At 56.5% G+C, this 21,361-nt stretch carries 18 protein-coding genes; 9 read left to right on the plus strand and 9 right to left on the minus strand.

Translation table 11 applies throughout. The annotated features are described in order from the left end of the window. Positions 1-138: 138 nt before the first annotated feature. From DBV39_RS11465 to DBV39_RS11500, 8 genes are all read left to right on the plus strand, one after another. Complete coding sequence (locus DBV39_RS11465; protein WP_193853024.1) at positions 139-1,722, plus strand: ABC transporter substrate-binding protein; 1,584 nt, start codon at positions 139-141, stop codon at positions 1,720-1,722. 124 nt (positions 1,723-1,846) lie between these two features. After that, positions 1,847-2,824: an ABC transporter permease gene (locus DBV39_RS11470; protein ID WP_108621636.1), complete on the plus strand. Its 978-nt coding sequence runs from the start codon at positions 1,847-1,849 to the stop codon at positions 2,822-2,824. A gap of 10 nt (positions 2,825-2,834) precedes the next feature. After that, positions 2,835-3,755 carry an ABC transporter permease gene (locus DBV39_RS11475; RefSeq protein WP_108621637.1) on the plus strand — a complete coding sequence of 307 codons (921 nt, stop codon included), beginning with the start codon at positions 2,835-2,837 and terminating at the stop codon, positions 3,753-3,755. A 44-nt stretch (positions 3,756-3,799) separates the two neighbouring features. After that, positions 3,800-4,756 carry an ABC transporter ATP-binding protein gene (locus DBV39_RS11480; RefSeq protein ID WP_108623242.1) on the plus strand — a complete coding sequence of 319 codons (957 nt, stop codon included), beginning with the start codon at positions 3,800-3,802 and terminating at the stop codon, positions 4,754-4,756. Between the two features lie 6 nt (positions 4,757-4,762). After that, the gene (locus DBV39_RS11485; protein ID WP_108621638.1) at positions 4,763-5,770 is read left to right on the plus strand and encodes an ABC transporter ATP-binding protein; all 1,008 of its coding nucleotides are present in this window, start codon (positions 4,763-4,765) and stop codon (positions 5,768-5,770) included. 41 nt (positions 5,771-5,811) lie between these two features. Then, entirely contained in the window at positions 5,812-6,786 is a 975-nt protein-coding gene (locus DBV39_RS11490; protein ID WP_108621639.1) for a M14 family metallopeptidase, read from the plus strand. Between the two features lie 79 nt (positions 6,787-6,865). After that, positions 6,866-7,537 carry an orotate phosphoribosyltransferase gene (locus DBV39_RS11495; RefSeq protein ID WP_108621640.1) on the plus strand — a complete coding sequence of 224 codons (672 nt, stop codon included), beginning with the start codon at positions 6,866-6,868 and terminating at the stop codon, positions 7,535-7,537. Further along, positions 7,525-8,781, plus strand: coding sequence for a hydantoinase/carbamoylase family amidase (locus tag DBV39_RS11500; protein WP_108621641.1), 1,257 nt, complete (start codon positions 7,525-7,527; stop codon positions 8,779-8,781). The genes DBV39_RS11495 and DBV39_RS11500 overlap by 13 nt, the downstream gene beginning before the upstream one ends. 103 nt (positions 8,782-8,884) lie before the next feature. Here the strand turns inward: DBV39_RS11500 and DBV39_RS11505 are convergent, their stop codons facing one another. Then, positions 8,885-11,197 (minus strand): molybdopterin-dependent oxidoreductase, encoded by a 2,313-nt coding sequence (locus DBV39_RS11505; RefSeq protein WP_108621642.1) that lies wholly within the window; start codon positions 11,195-11,197, stop codon positions 8,885-8,887. A gap of 169 nt (positions 11,198-11,366) precedes the next feature. Next, positions 11,367-12,530 (minus strand): NADH:flavin oxidoreductase/NADH oxidase, encoded by a 1,164-nt coding sequence (locus tag DBV39_RS11510; RefSeq protein ID WP_108621643.1) that lies wholly within the window; start codon positions 12,528-12,530, stop codon positions 11,367-11,369. Between the two features lie 235 nt (positions 12,531-12,765). On the opposite strand from DBV39_RS11510, the gene DBV39_RS11515 reads away from it, so the two are divergent. Further along, positions 12,766-13,188, plus strand: coding sequence for a DUF3617 domain-containing protein (locus DBV39_RS11515; protein ID WP_159078915.1), 423 nt, complete (start codon positions 12,766-12,768; stop codon positions 13,186-13,188). Between the two features lie 126 nt (positions 13,189-13,314). On the opposite strand, the gene DBV39_RS11520 is transcribed toward DBV39_RS11515, so the two are convergent. From DBV39_RS11520 to DBV39_RS11550, 7 genes are read right to left on the minus strand one after another with little or no spacing between them, the layout of a single operon-like run. Next, positions 13,315-14,022, minus strand: coding sequence for an HAD family hydrolase (locus DBV39_RS11520; RefSeq protein WP_227870604.1), 708 nt, complete (start codon positions 14,020-14,022; stop codon positions 13,315-13,317). Continuing rightward, positions 14,019-15,557, minus strand: a complete 1,539-nt coding sequence (pehA, locus tag DBV39_RS11525) for a phosphoric/sulfuric ester hydrolase PehA (protein ID WP_108621646.1) — start codon at positions 15,555-15,557, stop codon at positions 14,019-14,021. The genes DBV39_RS11520 and pehA overlap by 4 nt, the downstream gene beginning before the upstream one ends. A gap of 9 nt (positions 15,558-15,566) precedes the next feature. Further along, a complete protein-coding gene (locus DBV39_RS11530; protein ID WP_227870605.1) occupies positions 15,567-16,484 on the minus strand; it encodes an ABC transporter permease in 918 nt (305 codons plus the stop codon). Next, entirely contained in the window at positions 16,481-17,413 is a 933-nt protein-coding gene (locus DBV39_RS11535; protein ID WP_108621647.1) for an ABC transporter permease, read from the minus strand. The genes DBV39_RS11530 and DBV39_RS11535 overlap by 4 nt, the downstream gene beginning before the upstream one ends. 14 nt (positions 17,414-17,427) lie before the next feature. Next, a complete protein-coding gene (locus DBV39_RS11540; protein WP_108621648.1) occupies positions 17,428-18,393 on the minus strand; it encodes an ABC transporter ATP-binding protein in 966 nt (321 codons plus the stop codon). Beyond that, entirely contained in the window at positions 18,390-19,481 is a 1,092-nt protein-coding gene (locus tag DBV39_RS11545) for an ABC transporter ATP-binding protein (protein WP_108621649.1), read from the minus strand. The genes DBV39_RS11540 and DBV39_RS11545 overlap by 4 nt, the downstream gene beginning before the upstream one ends. Then, positions 19,478-21,148, minus strand: coding sequence for an ABC transporter substrate-binding protein (locus DBV39_RS11550; protein ID WP_108621650.1), 1,671 nt, complete (start codon positions 21,146-21,148; stop codon positions 19,478-19,480). The genes DBV39_RS11545 and DBV39_RS11550 overlap by 4 nt, the downstream gene beginning before the upstream one ends. Between the last annotated feature and the right edge of the window lie 213 nt (positions 21,149-21,361).

The following is a 21,361-nucleotide window of genomic DNA, read 5'->3' on the forward strand; positions in this document are numbered from 1 at the left end:
TGTTGAACTCGTTGTAATCTTCCAAACTTTTGCTTTTGGCACTGTATTTGCTTAGTGCCATGCTTGTTGCCTGGTTTTCCAGAAATCCGGTACTTGCGCAAGTTCTAGTGCAAGTACGTCTCTTCAGGAGTAATGAATATGTCCATTCCTTTACGTGCTCTTCCAGTCGCGATGGCCTGTGCCATGGCACTGGGCGCTTCGGCAGCCAACGCCAAGGACTTGTCAATCGGTCTTGGTTCAGAGCCCAGCTCGATTGATCCGCACTACCACAACCTGGCCCCAAACAATGCGCTGGTAAGGCAGGTCTACGAGCCCCTCATTGCACAAGGTCCCAGCCAGGAGCTGCTGCCAGGTCTGGCAGAAAGCTGGAAACCGATCAATGACACCACCTGGGAATTCAAAATTCGCGAAAACGCCAAGTTTGCGAACGGCGACCAGGTGACAGTTGATGACGTCATTGCGACCATGGAGCGCGTACCAAACGTCCCGCGCTCGCCAGCTAGTTTTGCGCAATTTCTGACTGGAATGAGCTTTGAGAAGGTTGACGACCGGACACTGCACGTCAAGACTCAGACGCCCGCCCCGCTGGTCCCTAACATGGTGTCCGTGATTGCCATCGTGTCTGAAGAATGCGCCAAGAACATGAGCACCGAGGACTTCAACGCCGTCAAGTGCGATGGTGGAAGTGGCCCCTATCAGTTCACCGAATTCAAACCCGGTGACCGTACGGTAATGAAGAAGAACCCGAACTACTGGGGCCCAGCGCCCGAGTGGGACACCGTGACCTACCGCTACCTGACCAATGGACCGACCAGGGTTGCTGCATTGCTGTCGGGTGACGTCGATGTCATCGAGAACGTTCCCCCAACCGACATTGCCACCCTCAAGGCCAACGACGACATCGCCATTTCGGACACACTATCCAACCGCGTGATCTATCTGCACATGGACCAGTTCCGTGAGAACTCGCCCTTCATCACGGCCAAAGACGGTTCGCCAATCAAGAACCCTCTGACTGACCAGCGTGTTCGCCAGGCACTCTCGATGGCCATCAACCGTCCAGCCATTGCCGAGCGCATCATGGATGGAGCAGCCGTTCCAGCTGAGCAGGTACTGGCCAAAAACTTCTTCGGAACATCCAAGAAACTCGAGCCCACGCCGTATGATCTGAACGCCGCCCGCAAACTGCTGGCAGACGCCGGCTACAAAGACGGCTTCAAGCTCAAGATGCACGGTCCGGCCGGTCGCTACACCAATGACACACAAATCCTCGAAGCTGTGGCACAGATGTTCACCCGCCTGGGTCTGGATGTCGAGATCGAAACCATGCCGCCGTCGAATTTCTTCACTCGCGCATCGACGGGCGACAACGGCCAGCCCGAATTCTCTCTGATTCTGGCTGGATGGGGTGCTGGTACGGGAGAAACTTCCGGCTCCCTGCGTTCGTTGATGGGCACCTTCGACAAGTCGAAGGGGTCAGGAGCAGCCAACCGTGGTCGATATTCCAACCCCGACCTTGATGCCAAACTGAACGAGGCACTCAAGGCTGTAGACGATGAGAAGCGTGCAGCACTCCTGGCTGAAGCATCTGAAATCGGCTTTACAGATCTGGGCATCATCCCGATCCACTATCAGACCAACGTCTGGGCATCCAAGAACAACATCGACGTACAGGCTCGTGCTGATGAGTACTCCGTCGCTGCTGGCATGAAGTCCAAGTAAACCGCATCAATGTCACGCAAGCCGCGCTGTGACATTGCCTTATTGCGGCTTGCCAGCCAAGCCGCCCGGATCCATTCGGGCGGCTGGCTTTTTCGACCGGTCCCAACTTAGGTAACACCAGACAATGCTGTCTTTTCTTATTCGGCGCCTCGGCCAGGCGCTACTGGTCATCGCTGTGATGATTGTGCTGGTCTTTTTCGGGGTCAATGTTGTTGGCGATCCGATCTGGATGCTGATCTCTCCCGAAATGGATCAGGAAGCCATCGCAAAAACTGCCGCTGCCCTCGGCCTTGACAAACCCATCACTGAACAATTCGTGCATTTCGTGGCCGGCATCTTCCAGGGTGACTTCGGCCGCAGTTTCGTCCATGGAGAGCCCGCCATCCAGCTCATTCTGAGTCGCATGGGTGCGACCATGGAACTTGCGTTCGCCGCACTGTTTCTTTCAATCGTGCTTGGTCTGCCTCTGGGCATGTATGCCGGACTTTTCCCTGAGCGTAAATCGTCACGTGCCATCATGGCTGGATCAATCCTCGGATTTTCACTCCCGACTTTCTGGGTCGGTCTGATGCTGATCCTTCTGTTCTCTGTGACACTTGGCTGGCTACCTGCCTCCGGACGAGGAGAAACCGTCGAGTTCCTGGGATTCCAGACCAGCCTGCTGACGCTTAACGGCTGGCAGCACCTGGCCTTGCCAGCATTCAACCTCGCGCTTCTCAAGATCAGTCTGATCATCCGTCTGGCACGCGCCGGGACACGAGAAGCCATGTTGATGGATTACGTGAAGTTTGCCAGAGCAAAGGGGCTATCCCAAAGCCTGATCGTTCGCGTCCACGTCCTGAAGAACATCATGATCCCCATCATTACGGTGATTGGCCTGGAATTCGGATCACTTGTGGCGTTCTCGGTCGTCACCGAAACAATCTTCTCCTGGCCAGGGATGGGCAAGCTGTTGCTAGAAGCAATCCAGAGACTGGATCGCCCTGTGATCGTGGCCTACATCATGGTCGTGGTCATACTCTTTGTCGTCATCAATCTGATTGTCGACATCCTGTACTCGATCCTTGACCCACGAGTGCGGTTAGGCGACGCCAAAGGTTGAAAGAAGCATCATGAACACACAAGTCACTACCGCGGCCGCTCCGGCCGCCACTCCACCCGCCGAGACCCCGGTCAAGCGGTTTGTACGCGCATTTTTCGAAGATCGCGTCGCCGTTGCCGGGCTATTGATGCTGGTAACAATCATCGTCCTGGCTATTCTGGCCCCCTTCATCACGCCCCAGAACCCGTATGACCTGGCTAGTGTCGACCTCATGGACTCTCGCCTTGAGCCTGGCGAGCAAACCATGGAAGGCTACACAGCCTGGATCGGCACTGACGGGGTCGGTCGCGATCTGTATTCAGCGATTCTTTACGGCCTTCGTATTTCACTGTCGGTTGGCGTATTGTCCGGGGTCATCGCTGCAACATTCGGGATGTCTGTCGGTCTGATCGCGGCCTATGCAGGTGGTCGCGTCGAAAGCATCATCATGCGTATCGTCGACCTGCAGTTGTCGTTGCCTGCCATTCTGATTGCGCTGATTCTGGTTGCAGCACTCGGCAAAGGGGTCGACAAGATCATCATTGCCCTGATTGTCGTGCAATGGGCGTATTACGCCCGTACGGTACGTGGAACCGCCCTGGTCGAACGCAACAAGGAGTATGTCGAAGCTGCTCAGTCGCTTGGTCTGTCAAAGACTCGTATTGTCTTCAGACACATTCTGCCGAACTGCCTGGCACCGGTGATCGTGGTGCTGACCGTCCAGACTGCGCACGCGATCTCTCTGGAAGCAACACTGTCGTTTCTCGGTGTCGGCCTTCCTCAGACCGAGCCTTCACTTGGCGTGCTGATTTCCAACGGATTCCAGTACATGCTCAGCGGACGCTACTGGATCAGTTTTTATCCGGGCCTGGCACTGTTGCTGACCATCGTTTCCATCAACCTGGTTGGCGACCGGATTCGTGACATCCTGAACCCACGGCTGGAGAAATAGCAGTGAAAGAAGTTCTATCTGTAGACAATCTGGCCACCCACTTCATGACCCGTGCTGGTGTCATCAAGGCGGTCGATGGCGTGTCGTTTTCTGTTTCAGAAGGAGAAGTTCTGGGACTGGTCGGCGAGTCGGGGTCAGGCAAATCAGTTACCGGATACTCGATCATGGGGCTTGTCGATCCGCCCGGCGAGATCGTCAGTGGTTCGATCAAGATCGCCGGCCGTGAAGTTGTCGGGCTGAGCGAGGCGGAGCTCAGGCGGCTGCGTGGCAAGGAAGTTGCCATGATCTTCCAGGATCCGATGATGACGCTGAACCCGGTTCTGCGCATTGACACCCAGATGATCGAAGCCATTCTTGCCCACGAAAAGGTCTCAAAGAAAGCTGCACTTGCACGTGCACAAGCCGCGCTCGAGCGGGTTGGCATCCCGGCTGCGGCGGAGCGCCTGAAAGCCTATCCACATCAGTTTTCAGGAGGTATGCGCCAGCGCGTTGCCATCGCCACCGCATTGCTCAACAGCCCGAAACTGATCATCGCAGACGAACCAACGACAGCGCTGGACGTCACGATACAGAGCCAGATTCTGGCAGAGATCCAGCAGTTATGTGCCGAAACCGGTACAGCACTGGTCTGGATCACACATGATCTGACGGTCGTGGCGGGCTTGGCCCAGCGCATCGCAGTCATGTACGCGGGACGCGTGGTTGAGTTAGGCAAGGTCGATGATGTGCTGGACAATCCGATTCACCCATACACGAAGGGGCTGCTTGGATCACTTCCCTCTGCAGTCAAACACGGTGATCCACTCGAGCAGATCCCGGGATCGACACCATCACTGGGACGACTGCCGCCTGGCTGTGCGTTCTCGCCGCGGTGCCGCGATGCGACCGACATCTGTCGTCAGGTTGTTCCGGAAAACGAAACTTTCGAAGGGGGCAGACAGGCCCGGTGCCATCACCCGATCATTCATCGGATCAACCCGCCTTCTACCCAGGATGCATAAACAGTTATGAGCACCACACCTATCATTTCGATGCAAGGCATATCCAAAAGGTTCGTCAAGCCTGTGGATACCGCCGGCCGGATCGCCAACCTGATGGGGGCGAACAACGTGCCCGAAATCGTGCACGCAGTCAATCAGGTTGACCTGGATGTCCACCATGGTGAAGTGGTCGGCCTTGTTGGCGAGTCGGGCTGCGGCAAGTCGACCCTTGGTCGCGTTGTGGCGGGAATCCATCAACCATCTGAAGGCGCCATCTATTTCGAGGGCCAGGATCTGCACAAGATGGCGGCATCTGAACTCAAGAAAGAGACATTGGCAGTTCAGATGATCTTTCAGGATCCGATGGCATCTCTGAACCCTCGCATGCGGGTACTGGACATTGTCGGCGAGGCACCCGTATATCACGGCATCATCAAACGCGGTGAAATGCAGGATCACGTGGCGCAAGTACTCGAGCGCGTCGGCCTGGATCCTGTCTACATGAGACGGTATCCCCACCAGTTTTCAGGTGGACAACGCGCCAGAATCGGCATTGCCCGTGCGCTCGCGGTCAACCCGCGATTCCTGGTCTGCGATGAAAGCGTGGCAGCACTAGACGTGTCAATTCAGGCCCAGGTCCTGAACCTGTTCCTGAAGCTGCGCCACGACCTGAATCTGACTTATCTCTTCATCAGCCACGACCTGAGCGTGGTGCGCTATCTGTCTGACCGGGTCGTGATCATGTATCTCGGTCGGGTTGTGGAGTCCGCACCTTCACAGCAACTTTTTGAGGGACCGAACCACCCTTACGCTCAAGCGCTACTGGACAACGTGCCAAGCCTGGCAAACCGTAACAAGCGATTCTCGACGATCAAGGGTGAGATTCCCTCCCCATTGAACCCTCCCAGTGGTTGCCACTTTCACCCCCGTTGTCCCAAGGCCGGCCCACGCTGCAAAGCCGAGGCGCCCGTTCTGAAGGAGCTGGCACCACAACATCTCAGCGCGTGCCACCTCAATGACGGTGGCGTCCAGTAGTCCCATATACAGAAACCTTCTATTTGCAGGATCAGAACAACATGAAACAAAAGAAAGTCGAACTGCAGGCACCTGACATAAGTCGCTGGGCGGCAGGAAACACAGGGGTTCCATATGTCTGGCAGTTTGATTCTGGCAAACCCGGCCCAAACGTCATGGTCCAGGCGGTCACGCACGGCAACGAAATCTGTGGAGCCATTGCAGTCGACTGGTTTCTCGAGCAGGGATTCAAGCCGGAGAAGGGCAAACTGACCATCTCTTTCGGGAATATTGCTGCCTACGCTCGCTGGGACCCTGAGAAGCCCTCGACCAACCGTTATGTCGACCAGGATTTGAACCGGGTCTGGGGTGACGACGTGCTCAAGAGCGACAAGACCTCGGTCGAGATCGAACGCGCGCGTGAACTGGTCCGGTTCGTAGATGAGGCGGACTTCGTGCTGGACATTCATTCCATGCATGAGCCCTGTGCTCCACTCATGGTGTGCGGAACCACAGGACGTGGCGCCGACAAGGCGGTGCAGATGTCCAAGCGCATCGGCGTGCCTCAATACCTCATGTATGACACGGGCCACCCTGCTGGACTGCGCATGATCGAGCGTGGCGAATTTGCAGACCCCGACAGCCCCAGAACAGCCATTCTCGTCGAATGTGGTCAGCACTGGGAAAAGCTGGCAGCGGACGTCGCACTCGACACACTGATGAAATTTCTCGTAGACACTGGCACGCTGTCCCGAGAGGTTGCTGAACCGCACTTCAAATCAGAACTCGACTACTCCGGGCGCCAGCGTGTCATTGAAGTCACCCAGGCTGTAGTCGCCAAGTCGCTCGACTTCAAGTTTGTGGAAGACTTCACGGGCCTTGAAGTCATCGAGAAGCAAGGCTCGCCGATTGCCATGAATGGTGAGGAAGCGGTCACTGCGCCCTACGACAAGACCGTACTGGTCATGCCAGCGGTGTCCAAGCAATGGACACTGGGCACCACGATGGTGAGGCTGGGCAAGCTGATCGAAGGCTGATCACACGCCCCCTTGCCAAGGCGCAGTTGACCAGACTGCGCCTTGTTCTATTTTGAGAAGCGCTGGAGACTTCAAAGTGATGGAACCCTCACCTATGGACCTGGCCAATCTGTTGATTGATCTCGATGTCATCAAAGTCGCCGATGATCAACCATTTTTTTACACGTCAGGCTGGGCCAGTCCGATTTATCTAGACACTCAGGCATTACTGAGCAATGTCGCTGCCCGCAAGCAAATCATGGCTCGCACTCGGGACCTGCTTTCCCTGACCATCGAACAGCAGTCGATCTCGGCCATTGTGGGTGTCGAGAGTTCAGGCGTTGCCTACGCGGCATGGATGGCGCAGACGTTTGAGTTACCGCTTCTGTTCCTGCGCAAGAAGCCGGTTGGCTGGGGCATGAAGGCGCAGATCGAGGGGCAGTTCAACCTCGCAGACAAGGTGTTGCTAGTCGACGATGTCACCACCGACGGAAAGTCCAAGGTCGATGCCTGCCTGGCTTTGCGCAAGAGCGGACTGGTCATGCATCACGCCTTCGTGCTGATCCAGTTTGGCATCTATCCGTACACCGGTCCCATGCTCAAGGAGCACGAACTGGAATTGAGTTCACTGCTGAACTGGCCGACGTTGTTTGAAGCGCTATCTGCCCGCGACACCCTGCCCCCCAAGAAAATTGCATCAATTGAAGCCTTTACACGCGACCCGGCGAAATGGTCTGTCAGGCATGGAGGAATCGGCCAATGGACCAACTAGGCATCATCGCGCAGGACATCCTGGAAGAGGTTCGAAACGCAACCCGTGACACGCTGGGTGTCAGTCGCGAGAGCTTTGGTGATGGTGAGAACAAAGCCCTGGATATCCTGCAGAGCTGGGCTCGGAAGCTGGAGCTCGGATCCTATCGGGACCCGCTTCAGAATCTCTGGATTCATCTGAAGTCAGACCCGCTTACGGACGCTTCCATCGTGATAGGCTCTCATGCCGACTCGGTTCCTCAGGGAGGCAATTATGACGGTCTTGCCGGGATTGTTGCGGGCATTCTTGCTTTACTGCAACTTCGTGAGAGTGGCCAGATCCTTGCCACACCGGTTCGCGTTCTTGCGCTTCGTGGCGAAGAAAGCGCCTGGTACGGAAAGGCCTATATGGGCTCACTGGCCCTGTTTGGGAAGCTACCCGTCAGCGAACTGGAGAATCGCCACCGAACAGAACCGAAGACACTCAGGCAAGCCATGCAGGCATGCGGCAGTGATGTCAGCCTGATTGAGCAGGGAAAGGCAGTGATCAGGCCCGACGAGATTGCGGCATATCTTGAACTGCATATCGAACAAGGCCCGGTCATGGTTGCCCGCGAATGGCCTGTCGCCGCCGTGACTGGCATACGGGGCAACATCAGACATAACCGGGTTCTCTGTCTGGGAGAGACAGGCCACTCTGGCGCTGTACCAAGATGGTTACGCAAAGACAGCGTGCTAGCCATGGCTGAGCTTCTGTCCCGACTCGACGAACACTGGCGCGTCCTGCTGCAAATGGGTATGGATCTGGTCATGACGGTTGGAATCTGCTCAACCCGGCCTGAGTCGCACGCGGTTTCTGTGATCCCCGGAGAAGTCAGCTTCAGTTTTGAAGTGCGCAGCCAGGATGCACAGACGCTCAAGCAGTTTTACCAGCTGATGCATGATGAATGCGAAAGGATCGAAGCCGCACGTGGAGTGCGTTTCGAATTTGATCGAAAAATCGAAACTGCACCTGCCAGATCGGACGATGAGTGGCTGCAAAGGCTGTGTCAGGCCGGCTCGCTTGTACTGGGGGCCCCTATGGAAACCATTCCTAGCGGTGCAGGGCATGATGCAGCTGTCTTTGCGAATGAAGGTGTGGCGTCAGCCATGGTATTCATCCGCAATGCCAACGGATCACATAATCCGTATGAGGAAATGGATTTGCAGGATTTTCTTCTTGGAACCCGGGTTTTGACTCAGGCAATTCTGCAATCCAGCACCTGAGACCACTTGCCTGCGTGACCAGCCATCCGACATCGGGTCTGTTGTCTTTTGTCTGTTGCAGATCTCCACGGCTGGTCACGAAGTAGCCCCAAAACCGGACTTTCTAGCCTGGCGCTACCATAGCCTGCCTGATAATGTCAGGAAGCCTGTAAGCCGTTACGTCTGGTGGTTCACCTTCAAACTTCTGCACATCCACAAGGCAGGTATGTGCACTGCAACCCTGAGAAAGCTGAGAACTGCCAATGTCCGGTGTCAGGATATTGGGATTGCCATGCTTGTCATATTCAACCGACATCCAGTTGTCTGGATCAAACCAGGCGCCTGTAGATAACTTCACCACGCTCTCGGCAAGCTCGTCAGTCACCACAGCAGTCGCCAGACACTTGCCTCGCTCGTTCATGACCCAGACCGTATCGCCCGTCTCCAGCCCACGGGCGATGGCATCTACCGGATTGATCTCCAGTCGCTCACGTCCGTTAAGCTTGGTTGCCTGACTCAGTTTGCTGTGATCAAGCTGGCTGTGCAATTTGGCCTTTGGCTGATCTGACACCAGGTGCAGTGGCCAGCGTCTGGCTGTTTCTGAGCCGAGCCATTCAACAGGTTCAAGCCAGACCGCATGACCCGGACAATCTTCATAGCCAAAGCTGGCAATTCGCTCGCTGAAGATCTCTAGTTTTCCGGACGGAGTGTTGAGCCGGTTGACATCCGGGTCTTTTCTGAAATCCTCCAGCATGATGTTGTATTGCCCAGGTTTAGCCAGGTCGACTAGTCCCTGTTCCCAGAAGGTTTCGAACGATGGCAGAGTCACATTGGCAGCCTTGGCTCGTACGATACTGTCCTCGTAGAGGAACCTGATCCACTGCGAAGCATCTCTACCCTCAGTGAAAATCTGCTCACAGCCCAGTCTCCGGGCAAGCGCCCGGAATATGTCGAAATCATCTCTCGCCTGACCGCAGGGCTCGATGACTTTGCGCATTGCGATCATGTAACGGTCGACAGAAGAAAATCCGATGTCATCACGTTCCAGCGTCGTCGTCGCGGGAAACACAATGTCGGCCAGCTTTGCGTTAGGGGTCCAGAACTGCTCATTGACCAGCACACTGGGGACTTTTTTCCAGGCACCGATCAAACGTCGCAGATCCTGGTGATGGTGAAACGGATTGCCCCCCGCCCAGTAAATCAGTTCAATTTTCGGATAGGTGTGAGTCGAACCGTTGTACTGAAAGGATTCTCCGGGCTTTTCCAGCAAGTCCGTGATTCTGGCAACAGGGATAAACTCGCGCACGTTGGACTGCCCTTGTGGCAGTGTTGGACCTCCGAACTTCGGGTTGGCCATCCCCATCATGTTCATCGCGCCATACCCGACTCCGAATCCGCCGCCGGGCAGTCCGATCTGGCCCAGCATGGCAGCAAGCGTGACCACCATCCAGTAAGGTTGCTCGCCTCGATGCGCCCGCTGAATCGCCCAGGAAACATTGATCATAGTGCGTGAGTTGGCCATCCGGGTCGCCAGATCCTCAATCACTGTCGCCGGCACGCCACAGATCGCACTTGCCCAGCGAGGATCCTTGGGCTGCCCATCCTGATTGCCAAGCAGATACGTTTCGAATCGCTCGAACCCCGTGCAGTACCGTTGCAAAAAATCCTTGTCATGCCGGCCGGCAGCGTGAATACAGAAAGCCAGTCCGAGCATCATCGCAGTGTCTGTGTTGGGACGAATTTTGATCCACTCGAATGCTTTGCCGGTTTCCAGGTTCGCACGCATCGGACTGATATTGACGAACCTCACTCCTGCTCGAGCCATGTTGGCAAGCCCGCCACTCACCAGATGCTCACTTGCCCCGCCGGGGTTGACTTGCGCATTCTTGGCTGGCACACCCCCGAAGGCAACAAACAGTTCGGTATGCTCGCTCATCACATCCCAACTGGTGTGACGCGCCATCAGATCATCCATCGGTGCAACGATATGAGGCATCAGCACTCGCGCAGCCCCGAGACTGTAGGAATCAACGTGCCGGACATATCCACCGGCTGCATTCAGAAACCGGTGAATCTGGCTCTGGGCATGGTGAAAGCGCCCAGCGCTGGACCAACCGTAAGAGCCACCAAAGATCGCCTGTTTGCCGTGCTGGCTGATTGTCCGGGAAAGTGCCTGGGCAGCCAGATCCAGAGCATAGTCCCAGTCCACCTGAACAAAAGGGTCAACACCACGCAAATGGGGACTGGCCCCTATCCCCTGCTCGATCCAGCTCTTGCGCACACAGGGTTGCTCCACCCTGAGACGGGTACTGGCTTCCAGCATGGAAAGCCCGATCGGGGAAGGGTCCGGATCACGCCTGAAAGGCCCCAGAACCGGATCATCAGCATCGCCCAGAACTTCATAGACGCCCCAGTGTGTGGATGTGAAGCGAGCCAAATCGATCTCCAGATCAGTTCTGTCAAAGACTCAGGACGCTGACAACCGGGTCAGGTTCTGCATCAATCCATGCTATCGGTGTCCCCCGCATGGTACGAGAATGCATGAAATCCTCTCGTCAGACAAGACAGAAGTCACTGGGGTATTCCATGACAGCGCTGATCATCTCTCAGGTGCCAACATGCGGCACCTGGCTCGAGGCCTTCAGCTTTGACAAGGTCCGTGCTCGTCGTTCCAGCCACCAGCCTGCCTGTGTCGGCCAGTCGTCGTATGCCTGTTCCCGACTCAGCGCGAGCTGGGCATGAACAGGCCAGTTCGGGTTGAACATGAGCTCACGGCCGATTGCAATGAAATCTGCCTGCCCATTCTCCAGTACCGATTCAGCCTGCTCCGGGTAGAGTATGAGACCCACGGCCATCGTCATCACATCTGCCTCATGCCGGATGCGCTCGGAATAAGGGACCTGAAATCCCAGACCACGCGGCGTCGAGGTTGCCGTTGCAGACTCGGATAGTCCGCCCGAAGAGCAGTCGACGACATCGACACCAAGCTTCTTGAGCTCCCGGGCAAATTCGATAACATCCTCAATCTGCAGTCCACCCTGCACGCCATCAACACTTGAAACCCGCACAAAAAAAGGCTTGTCAGCAGGCCAGACTGCCCGCACGGCCTTGATCACTTCCAAGGGGAAGCGGCTACGCCCTGTCAGGTCCCCTCCATAGTCATCCGTTCGCTGATTGCTGACAGGAGAAAGAAACGAATGCAACAGATATCCGTGTGCCGCATGTACCTCAATGACATCAAATCCGGCGCTCAGAGAACGAACAGCTGCTGCACACCAAGCCTGGCGAATCCGGTCCATGTCGTCGAGAGACATTTCTCTGGGCATCAGCCATCCCTCTGCAACGGGTATCGGGCTCGGACCCATGACTTCCCAAGGCAGATCACCCTGCGCCAGGTCGGAGTCAGTTAGAGGACCATGCCCCTTCCAGGGTCGCTGCATGCTCGCCTTGCGACCTGCGTGAGCCAGCTGGATCGCAGCGACGGATCCTTGTTCCTTGATGAACCTGGCTACCCGGGCCAGCCCGTCAACCTGTTCGTCAGACCACAGACCAAGATCTCCGTGGCTGATGCGTCCCTCAGGCACGACGGCAGTTGCTTCGACCATCACCATCCCGGCACCTCCCAGCGCCATCCTGCCCAGATGGACCAGGTGCCAGTCGTTCGCAAAACCCTCATGAGCCGAGTACTGACACATAGGTGCCACCACGATTCTGTTTTTGAGCGTGACAGAACCGATCGTGCACGGTTCAAACAGCTTGATTGCAGACATCCCTTTCCCTCATCATTCGTTGTGAAGCCAGATCTGCTCACAGGCAGATCCCTGCAGGCTTGATGAAATCAAGTTAGCAGAGTGGCGCGGTCTGTGGAAGGTTCTGTGCGTATGGCGCAAGGGCTTGGCTGGTGTTGCGCGAATAAGCTACGCTGAGACTACACCGCGTCAAGCGCGAGGTAGCGCCATACTCATGGCAGTTGCCGGAATTATCCAGCCAACTCGAGGGACAATCATGAAGCACATCGTCGCACTCTCCATGCTGATCACATCGATCTCTATCGGAACAACAGCAACAGCCAGCGAATCGAGTATGCGCCCAGGTCAATGGGAGGTCACAACCCAGACAGAAATGGTGGGGGTGCCAATGCAGATTCCCGCTACCAAAGACATGAGTTGCATCACAGCAGAGGAAATCAACAAGCCGTTCATGGGCGAGATGGATGCCGGGTGTACGCTAGAAGAAATCGAGAAAACTGCCAACACCCACAAATGGAAGCTTGCCTGTACCGAGAATGGCCAGAAGATGACCGGGACCGGCACCTTCACCTTCAGCGCAGAGAGTTATAGCGGCGTGATGGAGATGAGTATGACCCAGGATGGTCAGGTCATGAACATGAAAACCACGCTCACAGGCAAACGGGTCGGAGACTGTTAAAAGTAAAACGGCAGTGGACCACACGACATCGAACGGAAATCAGGGAAATCAGTCTGACAACCATCACTTGACGATCCGCAAACCAGGTTTGACGCCAGTATGGTCCGCCTTGCCAGTCATGGTCGATCAGGTTGAGAGCAATTCACGCCATTGCCGGAACGCATGGAATCGGCTCATTCCCTCCAGCGCAGGATCACCATAGCCAGACTCGTGCAGGACGAATCTGACGCCGGCACGCTCGGCGCACTCGGCGTCCACCGACGTATCTCCAAAGTACAGACACTTCTCAGGTGAAACACCCATTTCCCTTATGGTCTCAAGCAGAGGCACAGGTGAAGGCTTGGCCTGCCCCCAAGAATCGGCGCCACTGATCACGGAGAAATACGGTGTGATCCCAAGAATCTGAGTGACTGCCATTGCATTGCGGTGCACCTTGTTGGTACAGATCGCCATAGGCACCTCAGGCAAGGTGTCGCGGCAGACCTGCAAAAGCGTCTGCACATCCGGGTATAGCCGGGTGCTGGCATGCCCTCTGCGCGCATAGACGTCGTAGTACACCGCCTTGATTTCGCTCAGATCATCTGGCACGGGCCACCCCATGTCGCGCATGATATCGCGCATGATGCCATCACTGGTACCGTGCAGATTGTCAGGGAAGTAATCGTCAGGAACCTGGCCGAAGCCTGCTGTGAGGAACGCTTCGCGTATGCCGCCTAGAATATCGGCCGCGCTATCGATCAGCGTACCATCCAGATCAAACACGACGCCCTCGACATCCTCTCTGAGGAACAGGGGACTCAGCCCAATCTCGCTTCTCATCTCTATCGTACTCATGCCCGCTTCACCAATCCATCAGGACTTGCAGCATAACCCGTCAGCGTCCGGTCCATGTAACGCATGCGCCAGGACAGCATCTTTTGTGCATAGGTCAGCATGACGCGCTGATAAGCAGGATCCCTGGAAACGTTGTTGAACTGGTTCGGATCTGCCGTCAGGTCAAAGAAAAGTGGCTCGGCGTTGGCAAAGTGCACGTACTTGTAATGGTTGTCCCGAATCACGGCAAGCGAGCTATCATCCATACCCGTTCCCAGATGGGACTCGGGTTTGGAGTAGAAGATGTTCCGGAAATCGTACTCATAATGCACCTCCGTGCGCCAGCCCTCAGGCGCGCGACCTTGCTCGACAAACGGCAGCAAGGAATAGCCATCGCATGTACGGGGAACCGGAAGTCCTGCCCACTCCAGGATCGTCGGCATGGTATCGATAGTTTCGGTGAAATCACGCACAATCGTGCCACGTGTCGAGTCTGCCTCCGGCCTCGGATCACATACGATCATCGGAATGTGGTAGCTTTCGTCGAAGAATCCGAGCTTGCCTAGCAAATGATGATCACCCAGTTGCTCCGCGTGATCACTGGTGAAGATGATCAGGGTCTCGTCCCATTGACCGGTCCGCTCCAGGTAATCAAATACCCGCCCGAGCTGCTCGTCAACCTCGCTCATCAATCCGTAGTAGGTCGCGCGCATCTGCTTGACCTCCTGAATCGACATGTCGCAGGCAAGTCCTTTGCCATGGCGGAAAAATTTTGAACGACCGATATCCTTCAGGTAGAAGTCCAGCAAAGGATGCTGCGCAGCCTCTTGCTCGGCCGTGTCGGCGCGAACAGGCTCCGGACTGTCCTCCGGATCGTAAAGACTGTTCCAGGGTTCCGGTGCAATGAACGGCGGGTGAGGCCTGTAGAAGCCCAGGTGCAGGAACCAGGGTTTGTCACGGGCACCATGCAGGTATTCCAGTGCGCGTTCCGCAAAGAATGCCGTATCAGAGAGCTCAGCCGGCAGAACAGACGGTTGTGATGTCGCGCCCGGACCGGCCGTGTCAGGGTCCTTCGGCATCCAGATATCATCTGGATTGGACGGCATGGCAGGCCATCTACTGGCAACCCACGCAAAATAGGCGTCTCTGTTCAGCCCCCAGGACCCGACGAGCTTCCAGCCATCCATTTCGGCACCAAGCACACGAAAGCGCGGATCGTTCTCATCGGTTTCACGCGGATCCGGTGTAGTCGTGGTGTAACCAACCAGAGCAGGCTCGTACCCCCCTTTGCGTGCCTCCCACGCCACATTGGTGTGTCTGGCATCCAGTGGGATCGTGTTTTGCACGGCCCGGTGATTCATCATGTACATACCCGTGAGCAGACTGGCTCTGCCTGGTGCACATGGCACTGCCTGGGTGTAGTGATTGGCAAATGTCACGCCACGCTCTGCAAGGCGAGCAATGTTGGGTGTACGGATTGGATGGCCCAGCATCGGGAGCGTGTCACCCCGCCATTGATCCACCACGATCAGCAGCACATTTTTCTTTTGTTGCATCAAACTTCCTTAACGTAAAACCGGGTCGAGCTTGTCACGAAGCCAGTCACCCACAAAACTCATGGAAAAGGTCGTCAACACGATGATCAGACTCGGACAGAGCAGAATCCAGGGTGCTGACTGCAAATATTCACGGCCATAACCAACCATGTTTCCCAGACTGGCCATGGGCGGCTGCACGCCTAGTCCCAGAAATGACAGGCCCGACTCCAGGAGAATCACGCCTGGAAAAGTAATGGTGATGTTGACAATGATCGTACTGGCAATGTTCGGCAAAACATGCTTTCCATAGACACGCCAGGCGGTCGCACCCAGATCATGAGCAGCTGCCGCGTAGCCCTGTTCGTTGGCCGCAATTGTCATGCTGCGTGCGATTCGGGCTGCCCGCTCCCACCCGTAGAACCCCATGAGTACGATAAACAGTAGAAGCGAGTTTCCAAAGAACGCCAGCACCGCCAGTGCGATGATCATGAACGGCATTGATGCCTGAAAGTCAATCAACACCAGAACCAGGTTCTCGACCCAGCCCCTGAAGTGCGCAGCCAGAACCCCCAGAAACACGCCCAGCACGGTCGAGATCAGGGTGGAGGCAAATGCGATCAGCAGACTGATCTGGATTGCGGAAATCCCTCTGGACAGAACATCACGGCCGAGCTCGTCGGTGCCCAGCGGGTGACTCCATTGTCCGCCGAACAGCACCGGCGGCTGCAAACGGGACCGCAGATCAATCTGGGTGAACCCATAGGGCATGAGCCAGTCAGCGGCAAGTGCGACAAATAACATGAGCGCTAGCCAGCCAAGGCAAAGTAGCACCAGCGGTGGCCAACGTTTGAAGAATGCACCGAGCCTGCTACGGGATCGCTCAAAACGCCGGACTGGACCAGACATATCCGCCGCTTCCCGGACGGAAGTGGACGATGCACTCATGCTTTTGCTCCATGGTGACGAGTACGCAGACGGGGATCGAGAATGACGTACAACGCATCCACGATCAGGTTGGCCACGACCATGCTGGCAGCCACGATCAACAAGATGGCCTGAACCACTGACAGATCCCTGCTCACCACAGCATCGACGAGAAGGCGCCCTTCCCCGGGCCAGGAGAACACGCTTTCAACGACCACTGCTCCGGCGATCAGGCCGCCCACCATCATGCCAACCAGCGTGACTGTCGGGATAGCCGCGTTAGGCAAGGCGTGTAGAAACACTACTTGACGCCATGACAACCCTTTGGCCAGGGCAGTCCTGACGTACGGTTGCCCAAGCACCTCGACCATCGCCGAACGGGTAAAGCGAGCCAGAATGGCGGCGCCCCCCAATGCCAGCGTGAAGATGGGCAGCAAGGCATGTTGCCAGGTGCCATAGCCACCAGTCGGAAGCCAACCCAGGTCAACCGAGAACATGAGGACCAGTAACAATGCCAGCACGAAACTCGGACAAGTGTGTCCGGCAATCGACAGCCCCATGAGCATCCGGTCAATGCGCGAGTTGTGATGCAACGCTGCATACACCCCCGTCGGAATCCCGATCAGCAACTGCAGGATCAGCGCTGGAATCGTGATCATCAATGTCGCAGGCACCCGCTCAAGTGCCATTTGCATGGCCGGCATCTCGTCCTTCATAGACACGCCAAAGTTGCCCTGAAACAGGTTGACGAAATACCCGATGTACTGCTGCCAGACTGGAACATCCAGCCCCCAGGCCTTGCGAAAGGCTTCGACAGCTTGCGCAGGCGCATCGGGCGACAGCAGTATCTGTGCGGGATCACCTGAAAGACGCAAGATTACAAAGGCGAAGCTCAACACCAGAAACAGCGTGATGAGTAACCTGAAACTACGTTCCAATAGATAAGACATACAAATTCCAGAAATCAGCGAAGCAGGCAGGCGAACTTGCGACCGTCAGGCCTTTCACGCAGCGCCGGCGCAGACTCACGGCATTGCTGCTGCGCTACCGGACACCGGGGGTGAAATGCGCATCCGGACGGGATGTTGACGGGATTTGGGGGGTCGCCCTGCAAAAGAATCCGCTGGTGCTGCTTGCCCCGCCGAATGGTCGGAATGGCCGACACCAGCGCTTCAGTGTAGGGATGAGCAGGCGACGCAAACAGTTGCTGGGGGGGGCCCTGTTCAACGATGCGACCCAGATACATGACAGCCACCTCGTCGCAGATCTGACGCACAACCTTGAGGTCATGACTGATAAAAAGCATCGTCAAGCCGTGTCGTGCCCGACTGTCGAGCAGCAGGTTGATCACTTGCGCCTGGATCGAGACATCCAGCGCCGAAATGGGCTCGTCACAGACCAGCAACCTTGGCTCAAGCACCAGAGCACGGGCCAGCACGACCCGCTGACGCTGACCGCCCGACAGTTCATGGGGATATCGCTGCCAGAGTGACTCCGACAACCCGACTTCCTGCAAGACCGCGCAGGCTCTATCGCGCCGCTCTACTGCATCACCACGAGAAAAAACCGCCAGCGGTTCGATCACCTGTTGCACGGCACTGATACGGCGATCCAGTACGCTGAGAGGGTCCTGATAGACCATCTGCATCTGCTGGCGCAGCGCCTTCCAGCGCCGGTCGCGTTGCATCGGAATGCGCTCACCGTCGAACACCACTTCACCTGACGTGGGAGAAGTTAATCCGAGACTCATGCGGGCGGTGGTTGATTTGCCACAGCCAGACTCCCCGACCAGACCAAGCGTCTGTCCGGGTTGTACCTGCAAGGACACATCGGAGACCGCACGCAACGTCTGCGCCGTGGCGAACAGACCACCGGATCGCACCCGATAATGACGTGCGAGCGAGCGCATGTCGAGTAATGGCGCACTCATGGCCGAGCCTCCCAGCAAGCCACGGTGTGCTCATCATTGACGTGACCCTCAGGCAGTGCCAACAACAGTCCCGGACGGGACTCTTCACACAATGTGGTGCGAGCCTGACATCGTGGCGCAAAACTGCATCCCTTGGGCAGTGCGGTTGGCGAGGGAACCGTTCCGGCGATTGCCCGCAGCCGCGAAACTGGCCCGTCCAGATCAGGCAAAGCAGCCATCAGTCCGCGGGTGTAAGGGTGCCGAGGCTGCGTAAATAGCGCTGTCGCAGGAGCCTGTTCTACAACCCTTCCCGCATACATGACCATCACGCGGTCACAAACCTGGGCAATCACGCCCAGGTCATGGGAAATGAGGACCAACCCCATTCCGGTTTCTTTCTGAAGGTCTTGCAGAAGATCCAGAATCTGGGCCTGGATGGTGACATCCAGCGCAGTTGTGGGCTCGTCAGCCACCAGCAACTCTGGCTGCCCAGCCAGCGCCATAGCAATCATCACCCGCTGATTCATACCACCTGACAGTTCATGAGGCCAGGCCGAGAGTCGTGTCCGCGCACTCGGAATGTTGACTCGCTCAAGCAGACGAACCGCCTCGGCCCGGGCAGCGTCGCCACGCAACCCCTGATGCAGTCGGATCGCCTCGGTCAACTGGCGACCGATCGTTTGCACAGGGTTGAGCGAGGAAGAAGGGTCCTGAAAGATCATGGCGATTCGATTGCCGCGCACACGCGTCATCGCCCTCTCGTCGAACCGGGAAATGTCCTCGCCCTCCAGCCGTATCTGCCCCGATATTCTTGCCCTGTTGCCCAGCAGTCGCATGACTGCCATCCAGGTCACGCTCTTGCCACACCCTGACTCACCGACCACCCCGAGCGTTTCACCCCGAAGCAGATCAAGATCCACGCCATGCAGCACAGGAACCAGGTGGGATCCCGTATCAAACGATACTCTGAGGTCACGAATGGAGAGAAGCGCCTCCTGGCTGGATTCTGTCTTCTCAGGCGCAACCGCTCTGGTGAGTCCGACCGGTCGGGACTGTTCTTCCCACGACTTTCGATGACCCACAAAATGGCTGATGACCGCCGTCGTCATGAAGAGACCTCTGTGGTGTTGCCCTTGCGGAAATCCATGTAGAAGCTTGGCGACCACTTCCAGTCAATATCCTTGCGTTTGGCGTAGAAGGCCGCTGTCTGGTGCACGACCATGAATGCCGGGTCCTCATACTCGGCAATACGCAGCATCCGCTCGTAGACACGCTTGCGATGCACTGGGTCCGTTGACGTTTCCAGTTCGGCTGACAGGCGGTTGAACTCCTCGTTGCTCCATTCACCCTTCTGTTGCTGCTGCCCATTCGGACCGTGCTGGTTCACCAGAGAGCTGACCGGATCGTTGTAGCCTGCCGAGTTTGACCAGTCCCGGATACCACGCTGAGTCGATCCGTCGTAGATCTGCGACCAGTTCTCCACCATCTGAATTTCGACATTCAATCCGACTTCGCGCCACATCTCGGTCATGATCTGGGCTTTCTGCAACTGGCCTGTGTAGTAGTTGTTCAAAACGCGGTAAGGAATGACTTCACCTTTGTAGCCAGCTTCCTTCAGAAGGCGGCGCGACTCATCCGGGTTGTAGGCCGGCGCAAAATGGTCCTGCGCAAACATGTCCCCGTAGAACTCGAACTGCAAGCCCTGCGGGACCTGCGTACGGCCATCCCACATCATGTCCACGATGAGTTGACGATCAATCGCATGCGAGAGTGCCAGTCGGACCCGGGGATCCTTCAGGACCGGGTGTTGCTTGTCAAAACACGTGATCTGATGGTTCAGGATCGGTCCACCGACAAACTCCAGCTTGCCCGAGCGCTCGATGATGCTCGCCTGGTCGGTCGGGATGTCCGTAGCGAAGTCGTATTCACCGGCAAGCATTCCGTTCAGGCGTGAAGCCACTTCGGGCACCACGATGAAATGAACTTCGTCCACCTCCGGCGTGCCGCCCCAGTACTCAACATGCTTGTCCAGAAGCAGATGCTGGTCCTTCTTGTAATCCTTGACCTTGAAAGGCCCCGTTCCGACAGGTGCAGCCGCCCATACCTGCCAGTCGCCTGCCTCCAGGTAGTTACGCTTGCTGATCACATCACAACCCATTCTGGCCAACCGCCCCTCAAGCGTCATATCCGGGACTGCATTGACAAACCTCACGGTATAGTCGTCAACGAGTTCAACTCTTTCAAGAGATGGCCAGAGTCGACGTCCGACTGCTGCCACTTCAGGTGGACACTGGGTCCCTTCTGAACGGCGCGCCTCGGCACTGTCTGTGCGGATCGTCTTGGCAGCCTCACCGCGATGCGGCTGCGTGTCGCCGAACATTGCCTGAGGGCCGAAGCTGAAAACTACATCTTCAGCTGTCATTTCGTCACCGTTGTGAAACTTCACCCCTTTGCGCAACGTCACCTCGAGCACGCGATCGTTAATACGACGCCAGGACTGTGCGATGCCGGGTTGCAGACTCATGTCCCCCAGGACATCCATGGCAATGACCGGCTCCAGAATCGAGGGTAGTACTCGCTTGCCAACGTTGCTTTGCTCACGCAGAGTGGCCAGCGTACCGCCCGTGCTGAGACCGGGAACAGCAATGCGCAGGATCCGGCTGCCCTGTTGCTGAGCAACAGACTTGCCCAGTGCCTGGGCCCATGCGGGAGAAACGGCTGCGGTGGCCAGTGCACTGGCGGACCAGGTCAACCATTGGCGACGAGTAACTTTCATTTGATTGATTTCCTTCTTGATTCGAGACATCAGAAAAGGGTGAAGTGTGGGCAGTCCAGATGACACCGGCGTGACGAACAGATGAAAGTTTGATGACCCGAAGAACCGGGCGTCAAAGTGAGAACCACCGAAACGAAAATTTGCTTTCTGTCATGAGTTCGACAAAAAACTGACTAAACAACAATGTCATTTATCCGTCACATGCACCGGTTA

Source organism: Orrella marina, from assembly GCF_003058465.1.
Taxonomy (GTDB): domain Bacteria; phylum Pseudomonadota; class Gammaproteobacteria; order Burkholderiales; family Burkholderiaceae_B; genus Algicoccus; species Algicoccus marinus.

Bases quoted from the DNA above. Each gene is read 5' to 3' on its own strand.
- DBV39_RS11510 (WP_108621643.1), bottom strand. From the start codon at position 12,530: ATGTCTGCAATCAAGCTGTTTGAACCGTGCACGATCGGTTCTGTCACG.
- DBV39_RS11520 (WP_227870604.1), bottom strand. From the start codon at position 14,022: ATGAGTACGATAGAGATGAGAAGCGAGATTGGGCTGAGTCCCCTGTTC.
- DBV39_RS11500 (WP_108621641.1), top strand. From the start codon at position 7,525: ATGGACCAACTAGGCATCATCGCGCAGGACATCCTGGAAGAGGTTCGA.
- DBV39_RS11465 (WP_193853024.1), top strand. From the start codon at position 139: ATGTCCATTCCTTTACGTGCTCTTCCAGTCGCGATGGCCTGTGCCATG.
- DBV39_RS11535 (WP_108621647.1), bottom strand. From the start codon at position 17,413: ATGTCTTATCTATTGGAACGTAGTTTCAGGTTACTCATCACGCTGTTT.
- DBV39_RS11475 (WP_108621637.1), top strand. From the start codon at position 2,835: ATGAACACACAAGTCACTACCGCGGCCGCTCCGGCCGCCACTCCACCC.
- pehA (WP_108621646.1), bottom strand. From the start codon at position 15,557: ATGCAACAAAAGAAAAATGTGCTGCTGATCGTGGTGGATCAATGGCGG.
- DBV39_RS11490 (WP_108621639.1), top strand. From the start codon at position 5,812: ATGAAACAAAAGAAAGTCGAACTGCAGGCACCTGACATAAGTCGCTGG.
- DBV39_RS11540 (WP_108621648.1), bottom strand. From the start codon at position 18,393: ATGAGTGCGCCATTACTCGACATGCGCTCGCTCGCACGTCATTATCGG.
- DBV39_RS11515 (WP_159078915.1), top strand. From the start codon at position 12,766: ATGAAGCACATCGTCGCACTCTCCATGCTGATCACATCGATCTCTATC.
- DBV39_RS11485 (WP_108621638.1), top strand. From the start codon at position 4,763: ATGAGCACCACACCTATCATTTCGATGCAAGGCATATCCAAAAGGTTC.
- DBV39_RS11495 (WP_108621640.1), top strand. From the start codon at position 6,866: ATGGAACCCTCACCTATGGACCTGGCCAATCTGTTGATTGATCTCGAT.
- DBV39_RS11470 (WP_108621636.1), top strand. From the start codon at position 1,847: ATGCTGTCTTTTCTTATTCGGCGCCTCGGCCAGGCGCTACTGGTCATC.
- DBV39_RS11550 (WP_108621650.1), bottom strand. From the start codon at position 21,148: ATGAAAGTTACTCGTCGCCAATGGTTGACCTGGTCCGCCAGTGCACTG.
- DBV39_RS11530 (WP_227870605.1), bottom strand. From the start codon at position 16,484: ATGAGTGCATCGTCCACTTCCGTCCGGGAAGCGGCGGATATGTCTGGT.
- DBV39_RS11545 (WP_108621649.1), bottom strand. From the start codon at position 19,481: ATGACGACGGCGGTCATCAGCCATTTTGTGGGTCATCGAAAGTCGTGG.
- DBV39_RS11480 (WP_108623242.1), top strand. From the start codon at position 3,800: ATGACCCGTGCTGGTGTCATCAAGGCGGTCGATGGCGTGTCGTTTTCT.